This window comes from Vibrio sp. S12_S33 (genome assembly GCF_963889785.1).
In the GTDB taxonomy this organism is placed as follows: Bacteria; Pseudomonadota; Gammaproteobacteria; order Enterobacterales; family Vibrionaceae; genus Vibrio; species Vibrio aestuarianus.
This window is the reverse complement of the sequence record NZ_CAWPQZ010000071.1, coordinates 1-9,290: the sequence shown is the minus strand read 5'-3', so window position 1 is coordinate 9,290 and position 9,290 is coordinate 1. Positions and strand designations below refer to the sequence as shown.

The 9,290-nt window shown below is 43.4% G+C and carries 9 protein-coding genes and 1 pseudogene; 4 read left to right on the top strand and 6 right to left on the bottom strand.

Annotated features, from left to right (window positions below):
* Positions 1–128: 128 nt before the first annotated feature.
* A pseudogene (locus AACW06_RS21105) lies at positions 129–251 on the top strand (LysR family transcriptional regulator); the annotation flags it as partial.
* A gap of 28 nt (positions 252–279) precedes the next feature.
* Here AACW06_RS21105 and AACW06_RS18255 read toward each other — a convergent pair.
* Positions 280–795, bottom strand: coding sequence for a DUF4442 domain-containing protein (locus tag AACW06_RS18255; RefSeq protein ID WP_192076167.1), 516 nt, complete (start codon positions 793–795; stop codon positions 280–282).
* A gap of 374 nt (positions 796–1,169) precedes the next feature.
* Here AACW06_RS18255 and fcrX point away from each other — a divergent pair, with 374 nt between their 5' ends.
* The gene (gene fcrX, locus AACW06_RS18250; RefSeq protein WP_172532331.1) at positions 1,170–1,619 is read left to right on the top strand and encodes a ferric iron uptake transcriptional regulator FcrX; all 450 of its coding nucleotides are present in this window, start codon (positions 1,170–1,172) and stop codon (positions 1,617–1,619) included.
* Between the two features lie 63 nt (positions 1,620–1,682).
* On the opposite strand, the gene AACW06_RS18245 is transcribed toward fcrX, so the two are convergent.
* The 3 genes from AACW06_RS18245 to fabB form a co-directional block, all read right to left on the bottom strand.
* A complete protein-coding gene (locus AACW06_RS18245; RefSeq protein ID WP_171980672.1) occupies positions 1,683–2,696 on the bottom strand; it encodes an aspartate-semialdehyde dehydrogenase in 1,014 nt (337 codons plus the stop codon).
* Positions 2,680–3,825 (bottom strand): 4-phosphoerythronate dehydrogenase, encoded by a 1,146-nt coding sequence (locus tag AACW06_RS18240; RefSeq protein WP_192076166.1) that lies wholly within the window; start codon positions 3,823–3,825, stop codon positions 2,680–2,682. The genes AACW06_RS18245 and AACW06_RS18240 overlap by 17 nt, the downstream gene beginning before the upstream one ends.
* A gap of 240 nt (positions 3,826–4,065) precedes the next feature.
* The gene (fabB, locus tag AACW06_RS18235; protein WP_053311839.1) at positions 4,066–5,277 is read right to left on the bottom strand and encodes a beta-ketoacyl-ACP synthase I; all 1,212 of its coding nucleotides are present in this window, start codon (positions 5,275–5,277) and stop codon (positions 4,066–4,068) included.
* 127 nt (positions 5,278–5,404) lie between these two features.
* Here fabB and mnmC point away from each other — a divergent pair, with 127 nt between their 5' ends.
* Positions 5,405–7,420, top strand: a complete 2,016-nt coding sequence (mnmC, locus tag AACW06_RS18230) for a bifunctional tRNA (5-methylaminomethyl-2-thiouridine)(34)-methyltransferase MnmD/FAD-dependent 5-carboxymethylaminomethyl-2-thiouridine(34) oxidoreductase MnmC (protein ID WP_192076165.1) — start codon at positions 5,405–5,407, stop codon at positions 7,418–7,420.
* A gap of 46 nt (positions 7,421–7,466) precedes the next feature.
* Here the strand turns inward: mnmC and AACW06_RS18225 are convergent, their stop codons facing one another.
* The gene (locus AACW06_RS18225) at positions 7,467–7,730 is read right to left on the bottom strand and encodes a YfcL family protein (RefSeq protein ID WP_053311841.1); all 264 of its coding nucleotides are present in this window, start codon (positions 7,728–7,730) and stop codon (positions 7,467–7,469) included.
* Positions 7,731–7,761: 31 nt separating this feature from the next.
* Positions 7,762–8,292 carry an elongation factor P hydroxylase gene (locus tag AACW06_RS18220; RefSeq protein WP_192076168.1) on the bottom strand — a complete coding sequence of 177 codons (531 nt, stop codon included), beginning with the start codon at positions 8,290–8,292 and terminating at the stop codon, positions 7,762–7,764.
* A gap of 244 nt (positions 8,293–8,536) precedes the next feature.
* Between AACW06_RS18220 and AACW06_RS18215 the strand changes: the two genes are divergently transcribed.
* Entirely contained in the window at positions 8,537–9,160 is a 624-nt protein-coding gene (locus tag AACW06_RS18215) for a trimeric intracellular cation channel family protein (RefSeq protein ID WP_053311843.1), read from the top strand.
* The last annotated feature ends 130 nt before the right edge of the window (positions 9,161–9,290 follow it).

Sequence of the window (9,290 nt, the reverse complement as noted above, 5' to 3'; positions counted from 1 at the left end):
GACATGGCAGAATAGGTCAGTTAACTTTTTCATAGCTGGTTCCTTTGCGATGATTTCCTTTTTAGTCGAAAGATCTGATCGCAGAACCAGCTTTTAGTTCCTGCCTATTTTTATCCCGAGTTCAGGTCATTTTAGTGAAACCAATAACGCCAAATATAGATTGGCACTTAGGCGTTATTTGGCACGCTGAACGTTATGTATCTCGTACAGCCGATGCTTGGATTAACCTATGTAAGCAATATCGAGGCTAAGCCTCGATATCAATAAGTTATGCCATTACTATTCAGAGAATGTCATATCTTGCTCAGAGTCCAGCGCTTCGCGGTACTTAGGCTTTTTACGCACATACAATTTTCGCTGCACTTCTGAGACCACGTCTCCTTGAGCATTTTTCACATGTATGATGAACTCAGGAAAACACTTATCTCCATTCACTGTACTGGCAAATATTGTATCAAGCTGGTCCTGAGTGATCTCAAAGTCAGCATAGAGATCTGACTGACCAGGTTTAATAAAATTGATGCTCGCTTCTTTATCCCATACGTAGTATTTCTCACCCAAAATACCCATCAACATTAAAGAATAAACGGGATCGGTTAATGAAAAAATACTGCCTCCATACTGGGTACGATTAGCGTTTTTATTCCACCATCTTAGCTTCAAGCGCATTTTAACTTGGCGAAAATCTTCACTGATTTCATCAATATGGATCCCAGCCCCCCAGAAAGGAGGCCAGCTATTTAACGCCCATTTGACTATATTTGGTTTATAAAATTTCGCTAAAGACTGATTCATTCCGTGCTCGCCTTTCCAATCTATACCCAAACAACTTGAAGTTGTAGGTAGGCGGCAAGTGAGTTCATCCCCATGAGCATAGATAAACTATGTGATTGGGGTTAGCGAACGTAGCCAACACCACTGAAACTTCAAGTAGGAAGGGTATATCTACTTAACTACAAGGACGTGCTAACCTTTAAAAGTCAGCACGCCCCAACAAATGTTACACAATTGTAACTGGTCAGAGCTGTGATATCAGTGATATTGAGCGACTTTATGGAAAATACAGAGTAACCCTTTGAAGTTCGTGGTTTATTGTTAGCGGTCAGTGCCCTATAATGCTCAGAACTATGTATTCTGTTAACTGCTGCAGATCATCAACAGGAAAGTATATGTCAGATAATAACCAAGCGCTGAAGGATGCAGGCCTTAAAGTTACCCTTCCAAGGCTAAAAATTTTAGAAGTATTACAGCAGCCTGACTGCCAACATATCAGTGCTGAAGAACTGTATAAGAAATTGATTGATCTTGGTGAAGAAATCGGTCTTGCGACGGTTTATCGAGTATTAAACCAATTTGATGATGCAGGTATTGTCACTCGTCACCACTTTGAAGGTGGAAAATCAGTATTTGAACTTTCAACACAACATCATCATGATCACCTAGTCTGTCTTGATTGTGGTGAGGTGATTGAGTTCTCTGATGATGTTATTGAATTGCGTCAAAAAGAAATCGCAGCAAAGTATAACGTTAAACTAACCAACCACAGTCTTTACCTTTATGGGAAATGTGCGGATGGTAACTGCAAACAAAACCCTGGCGCGCACAAGCCAAATAAATAGCAAAAAAACCACCGAAATCTCGGTGGTTTTTTTATTCATTCGCAACTAATACCACATATGGTATTAGAAGTAGTCACGAATCAGTACTTCTGCAATTTGCACTGCGTTCGTTGCTGCACCTTTACGGACGTTGTCAGCAACTACCCACATATTAATCCCACTGTGGTGGCTGATATCGTTACGGATACGTCCAACCAATACGTCATCTTTACCGCCAGCGTCACGAACTTGAGTTGGGAAATCTGTACCTTGGAAAACCGTAATTCCGGCCGTTTGTTCAAGTAATTCAACTACCTGCTCAGCATCGATAGGGGCACGGGTTTCGATATGTAATGATTCAGCATGACCATAAAATACCGGCACACGAACACAAGTCGGGTTCACCATGATGGTTGAGTCATTAAAGATTTTTTGTGTTTCCCACACCATCTTCATTTCTTCTTTGGTGTATCCGTTGTCCATAAACTGATCAATTTGTGGAATACAGTTAAAAGCAATTTGCTGGCTGAACGCTTCAGGTTCTGCAGGCATACCATTGAGAAGTCTTGCTGTTTGACCAGCTAGCTCATCAATACCTGACTTTCCTGCACCAGAAACTGATTGGTAAGTCGAAACATTAATACGCTCAATGCCCACCGCATCATGGATAGGTTTAAGCGCGACCAACATTTGGATAGTCGAGCAGTTTGGGTTAGCAATGATGTTACGATTACGAAAATCAGCAATCGCCTCTGGGTTAACTTCAGGCACAACCAATGGAATGTCATATTCATAACGGAAGTGAGAGGTATTGTCGATCACCACTACACCTTCTTCAGCCGCGATAGGTGCCCATTTCGCTGAAAGTTCACCACCAGCTGAAAACAGCGCGATGTGAGCTAATGACCAATCGAAATCTTCTACATTTTGCACTTGTACCGTTTTACCGTTAAAGCGATAGGCTTTGCCTTCACTACGTTCACTTGCAAGCAAATACAACTCACCGACCGGAAAATTTCGATCTTTTAGTACTTCTAGCATGGTTTCGCCAACAGCGCCGGTTGCGCCAAAGATGGCGATATTAAATTCTTGGCTCATTTGTTACCTCTGTTTTAAAACCTAATTTGGTTAACGGAGCGAGGTTACATGACTCACTCCCTTTAATAGTTATCGCGCTGTACTCTCTTCTATCCCAATACACTTTACGCATATGATCAAATGCGCCTGGAGTACTAATTTCGCGACGAAATACAGCGTCATCTTTACGCACATCATAAATTAATTGCGTCAGACTATGCAGAGTGGCTTCATCCCACTCACGTTCTAAATACAGTTCAGGAATAGGAGCAGTGGGCAATAAACTGCTTGCATTGGCACAATGTTCATTGTCGAGATATTCGCAAAAACTATTAAAAATCATCGTAGTTCCGCGCGCTTTTCCCTCTAAGCCGTAGCCAGCCACATGCGGCGTAGCAAAAGCTAATAACGGCAACAATTCCATGTCTACTTGAGGCTCAAATTCAAAAACATCTAACGCCGCAATAAAGCCATCTTTTTCCAATAGCCTTTCTTTTAGTGCTTGGTTGTCAACAATTGGTCCCCGTGCGGCATTAATCAAAATTTGATCATTTCGCAGTGCCGCTAATCGTTGTGCATTCATCAGATGATGGGTTGGCCACTCACCTTCTGTCGTGATTGGCGTATGAAGAGTAATAACATCTGCCTTATCTAGTAACACATCAAGATGAGTAAATTGACGGCTATCACCTTGTGTTTGCTTAGGTGGATCATTAATCAATACTTTCATACCAATGCCAGTTAAACAATCAGCTAGGTAACTGCCCACTTGACCTGCACCAATAATACCGACGGTTTTGCCCAAAGCAGAAAAACCATGTTGCTGCGCTAACACCATCAAGACACTGAATACATATTCTGCGACCCCTACCTTATTACACCCCGGGGCGGCGGTAAAAAAGATACCTTTTTCAGCCAATAATGGCTGATCAACGTGATCCATACCAGCCGTAGCCGTTCCGACAAACTTAAGTTTGTTTGCCTTAGTGAGTAACGCATGGTTCACTTTCGTCACAGAACGAATCATTAACGCATCAACATCAATCAAATCATCAGCCGTTAAGGTTCTACCCGGTTTCAACACCACCTCACCAAGCTGGCTAAACAGCGCTTCAGCGTAAGGCATGTTTTCATCAATAAGGATTTTCATAGCGGAGTTCACATTATTGGAAATTGAAGGGATTGTGCAGAAAAGCGCACTAGCTGTCGAGAAGAAATCCCGCTTTCAATAAAAATGCCCGGCTCCTATTGGAAACCGGGCAAACATCCAGAACAAAAGGATCTTGTCCCGCTCTCCTGGGGACAAAGTCTGCGTCTGTGGATCAGCTAGGCTGATCCGCTCTGGAAACCTGAAACCTATCACACGTAAGGTACTGAATACCTGATGTGATTAAGCTTGGTATTTTTTGATGACTAATGTTGCGTTAGTACCACCAAAACCAAAGCTATTCGACATCACAGTAGTCAATTCTTGCTCGCGACCTTCAGTAACAATATCAAGGCCTTCTGCCGCTGCATCTAGATTATCAATATTGATGCTCGGTGCGATAAAGCCATGGTGAAGCATTAGAGTGGAATAGATAGCTTCGTGTACGCCCGCCGCGCCTAATGCGTGACCTGTCATCGCTTTAGTTGCAGAAATTGCAGGGCTGTTACCACCAAAGACTTCTTGGATTGCACCTAGCTCTTTCACATCACCAACCGGGGTTGAAGTACCGTGAGTATTCACATAATCAACACTTTCTACGCTTTGCATTGCCATCTTCATACAACGTACTGCGCCTTCACCTGATGGAGCAACCATGTCGTAGCCATCGGATGTCGCACCGTAGCCAACAATTTCACCGTAGATTTTTGCGCCGCGAGCCAAAGCGTGCTCAAGTTCTTCGACAACAACCATACCGCCGCCACCTGAAATAACGAAACCATCACGATCAGCATCGTAAGTACGTGATGCTTTCTCTGGTGTTTCATTGTATTTAGTAGAGAGTGCACCCATGGCATCAAACATCATGGTCAGTGACCAATCTAGCTCTTCACCACCACCAGCAAATACGACATCTTGCTTACCTAGTTGGATAAGCTCCATCGCATGACCAATACAGTGTGCAGAAGTCGCACACGCTGAGCTCATGGTGTAGTTTACGCCACGGATTTTAAACGGCGTTGCAAGACACGCAGACACCGTTGAAGACATAGTACGTGGAACCATATAAGGGCCAACACGCTTCACGCCTTTTGTGCGTAATGTATCAACAGCAATCACTTGGTTATAAGACGAAGCGCCGCCTGAACCAGCGACAATGCCAGTACGATCGTTAGATACTTGCTCTGGTGCTAGGCCAGAATCAGCAATCGCTTGTTCCATCGATAGGTATGCAAACGCTGCCGCATCACCCATAAAGCGCATTTGTTTGCGATCGATATGGTCGGCAGGGTTCATTTTTAGGTTACCCCAAACTTGAGAGCGCAAACCGTTCTCTTTGAACTGCTCAGAAGCTGTGATACCCGACTTTCCTGCTTTTAAAGACGCTAAAACTTCTTCGACGTTGTTACCGATACTTGAAACAATACCCATACCAGTGATTACGACTCGTTTCATGTGACATTCCTATAATTCAAAATTCTGCTAGATGATAACTAAGAAGGATAACAAAAGTGGTCAGCTTTCCCAGAAATTCGTACAATCTAACCCTATATATCGCCTGATTTCACAGAATTCAAACATTATGACTACCATTACCAACGCAGAACTCGGTTGGAATGAAGCTGGTACGCCTGTTTCTGACCAATTTGATGATGTCTATTTCTCTAACGTAAATGGTCTCGAAGAGACACGTTACGTGTTTCTTAAACAGAATCATCTCCCTCAAAGATGGCATACCTATGACCAAAAACGTTTTGTGATAGCAGAAACTGGTTTTGGTACAGGCTTAAACTTTCTTGCTGTTTGGCAATGGTTTGATGCATTTAAGCAGCAAAACCCAGACGCCACTTTGCAAACACTGCATTTTATTAGTTTCGAAAAGTATCCGCTCAACCAACAAGACTTAATAAAAGCCCACCAAGCTTGGCCAGAATTAGCTGAATATGCAAGAAAACTTCATACACACTATCCGATTGCAGTCCCTGAATGTCATCGTATTGTTTTGGATGATGGTGCGATCACCCTTGATCTCTGGTTTGGTGATATCAAAGATTGCATGCCCCAAGTTCCGACCCCTGAACATGGCTTAATTGACGCTTGGTTTTTAGATGGTTTTGCACCAAGCAAAAACCCAGAAATGTGGAATCAAACCCTATTTGATGGCATGGCTAAGCTCGCCAAGCAAGATTGCACTTGTGCTACCTTTACCGCAGCAGGCTTTGTACGCCGAGGATTAATTGATGCCGGTTTTGCCATGCAAAAAGTCAAAGGTTTTGGTACTAAACGAGAGATGATTGCCGGCAAACTGGACAGTAAGCAGCCTTATAGCAACATCAAACCTTGGTTTGCAACCACGTCATCAAACCATGTAACCGACGTAGCGATCATTGGTGGCGGAATTGCCAGTGCCACCTTAGCGAAAACACTCACTCGCCGCGGCATTAGTGTCAGCTTGTATTGTGCAGATGAAAAGCCTGCTCAAGGTGCATCAGGAAATCGTCAAGGGGCAATATACCCACTGCTTAATGGCAACCACACTGGAGTTTCTCGTGTCTTTGCTCCGGCTTTTTTATTCGCTCGACAATTTGTTGAGCAGATGGCTACACAAACCGCATTTGATCACGACTGGTGCGGTGTCACTCAGCTCATGTGGGATGAAAAATCAACCAAAAAGCAAAACGCCATGCTTGATGGGAGCTTTAACTCACAACTGATGCACCACTGTAATCCACAACAAACTGAACTCAATATCGGACTGCCTAATACAATGGAAAGTATTTACTATCCATTAGGCGGATGGCTATGCCCTGCTCAGCTTACTCAAGGGCTAATTGAGACTTTAGAAAAAAACGATTCCTTTAACGCCTACTTTAATCACCGAGTGGAAAAATTACGTTGGGATGAAATACAGCAACAGTGGATATTAAGTATCAATGGCATAGAAAAGCCTCATCAATCCATCATTATTGCTAATGGTCATCAATTCGACCAGTTCGACCAAACTCGTTATGTACCATTAGGCAAAGTGAAAGGACAAGTCAGCCATATTCCTACCACGGATAACTTGCAAAAACTCAGCAGCGTATTGTGCTATGACGGCTATATGACACCACACAACCCACTTAATCAACAGCATTGTATTGGGGCGAGCTATGACCGAAGCCAAATTAATCAAGCGTTTGACCCAATCGCGCAACAAGAAAATGGTCAGCGTTTAATAAATTGCATTGCAAACCAAAACTGGCCGAAGGATATCGATACATCTGGCAATCAAGCTCGCCAAGGGGTTCGTTGTGTCAGCCGAGATCATCTTCCCTTTGTCGGCGCGGTGGGAGACTTTGAACAAATTAAAACTAATTATCGACAGCTGCATACTCAAAGCGAGCAAGATGTCGAGCCTGTCGCTCAATACCCTAATTTGTATTGCTTATTAGGTTTAGGTTCTCGTGGGCTGAGTTCTGCGCCGCTGATGGCTGAATTATTAGCTTCACAGATAAGTGGCGACCCTCTGCCTTTGCCGGTTGACGTTCTAGAAATGCTTCACCCAAGTCGCATGTGGGTAAGAAAGCTGAGAAAAGGAAAGGCGATTACCGAATAGTCATCTAACACGACACCTGTAAAACGCCTCATAGCACAGTGAGGCGTTACGCTTGGTTATGTAGCTCTGTCCACAGATCAAATACAATTACACGGTCAGCAGGGCTTAATTCAGAACGAGCTTGTTCTAGGCTCTGTTCTATACGTGCTTTGAAAATCGTAACATCATCGATACCTTCCTCTTCGCAAGAAGCCGCAGAAAGAGAGATATGACCACGTAAATAACCACCAGCAAATAATTCATCATCCGATGCCGTTGCAATGCGTACATCAATCATTTCTAGCAATTTTTCTTCAAATTCAATAATCATAACCTTCTTATTTCTCTCTATTTTTATCTTGTTATTTGACGATAAAAAGTTCTGAAGTTAACTCTGGCGTACCATAAAAAGCACGCAATGCATCAGACAACATTTTTACTCGCGGTGGTAAGCCGAGCTGCAAAATCGACATCACTTCTTGGTGTACTTTGGTCATAAACACGATGCGATCAGGCTCAAAATTGCCGTGTAGGTTGTCACAACTGACACTAAAAGGAAAGCCTGCACTCACAGACAAAATCCATTCATACGCTTGTGGACGAATTTCCACTTTTTCAAACTCAGCTTGAACTTGCGCGGTGCGACCATCTGGCTCATACCAATAACCGAAGTCTTCCAATAAGCGACGTTTTGGCCCGGCGACACACCAATGTGCTATCTCATGTAATGCGGACGCAAAGAAACCATGAGCAAAAATAATACGGTGGTAATCGGAGTGCTCATCAGCAGGAAGATAAATAGGCTCATCACCACCTAGTTCTAAACGCGTATTAAACGGCTCAAAAAAAGTCAGGTTGAAGATAGAGATAAGGTCTGAATAGTGGTGAGTCATAGTGAATTTAAGTATCAAATAATTTTCGCTGCACATTCTCGCGTTTTTTCACTTTTAGGTAAAGCCTAACCGCATCAATGTGCTGGTTTCGCTTTGCATGCGATTAGTTTTATTTATCAAGCAAACGGTTTCTCGTTATAAAAACTCATTCGTCAGTTGTAGCGTTTCCCACTACACTTGCGCCTTCATTTTCATCCCCATATGCAATATGGGTGCTATTTACGTTTGCCGGGGTATCACACGTATGTTGCTCAGCGTTTTATATATTATTGGAATTACCGCCGAAGCGATGACCGGAGCATTGAGTGCAGGTCGCCGTAAAATGGATTGGTTTGGTGTGATGTTAGTGGCCAGCGCTACCGCGATTGGTGGTGGTACTGTAAGAGATATTTTACTCGGACATTATCCACTAGGTTGGGTTAAAAACCCCGAGTTTTTAGCCATTACTTGCTTAGCGGGTGTCTTAACGACAGGACTTGCAAAGTGGGTCATCAAGCTAAAAGGCCTATTTATTCGCTTAGATGCATTAGGGTTGATTGTATTTAGTATTATTGGCACCAAAGTGGCAATGAGTATGGGTCATCATGCGATGATTTGTATGGTAGCGGCGTTGGTAACAGGTGTGTTTGGCGGGTTACTGCGTGACCTTATCTGTCGTCAAACACCGCTAGTTCTGCATGAAGAGTTATATGCGTCTGTATCGCTTGTCGCATCTGGACTGTATTTGACGTTACTGGAATTTGGCGTGAATGATGTGACCAGTACCATCATTACCCTAGTGGTTGGTTATGTACTGCGTATGGCCGCGGTTCGTTTTAAGTGGCGCTTACCCTCTTTCCAACTCGATACAGAAAGCCAAATCCATTAATTTTAGAGTAGATACCCCCGTGCATGCACGGGGTACTTACTGTTACAACTCCATGCGGAGTTGGCCAGAATCCTTTTCGCCCTGGTGTCTAACGTAATTCGCTATAATTTGTTCATTCACGCCTACGCTA

Bases quoted from the DNA above. Each gene is read 5' to 3' on its own strand.
- AACW06_RS18255 (WP_192076167.1), bottom strand. From the start codon at position 795: ATGAATCAGTCTTTAGCGAAATTTTATAAACCAAATATAGTCAAATGG.
- fcrX (WP_172532331.1), top strand. From the start codon at position 1,170: ATGTCAGATAATAACCAAGCGCTGAAGGATGCAGGCCTTAAAGTTACC.
- AACW06_RS18245 (WP_171980672.1), bottom strand. From the start codon at position 2,696: ATGAGCCAAGAATTTAATATCGCCATCTTTGGCGCAACCGGCGCTGTT.
- AACW06_RS18240 (WP_192076166.1), bottom strand. From the start codon at position 3,825: ATGAAAATCCTTATTGATGAAAACATGCCTTACGCTGAAGCGCTGTTT.
- fabB (WP_053311839.1), bottom strand. From the start codon at position 5,277: ATGAAACGAGTCGTAATCACTGGTATGGGTATTGTTTCAAGTATCGGT.
- mnmC (WP_192076165.1), top strand. From the start codon at position 5,405: ATGACTACCATTACCAACGCAGAACTCGGTTGGAATGAAGCTGGTACG.
- AACW06_RS18225 (WP_053311841.1), bottom strand. From the start codon at position 7,730: ATGATTATTGAATTTGAAGAAAAATTGCTAGAAATGATTGATGTACGC.
- AACW06_RS18220 (WP_192076168.1), bottom strand. From the start codon at position 8,292: ATGACTCACCACTATTCAGACCTTATCTCTATCTTCAACCTGACTTTT.
- AACW06_RS18215 (WP_053311843.1), top strand. From the start codon at position 8,537: ATGTTGCTCAGCGTTTTATATATTATTGGAATTACCGCCGAAGCGATG.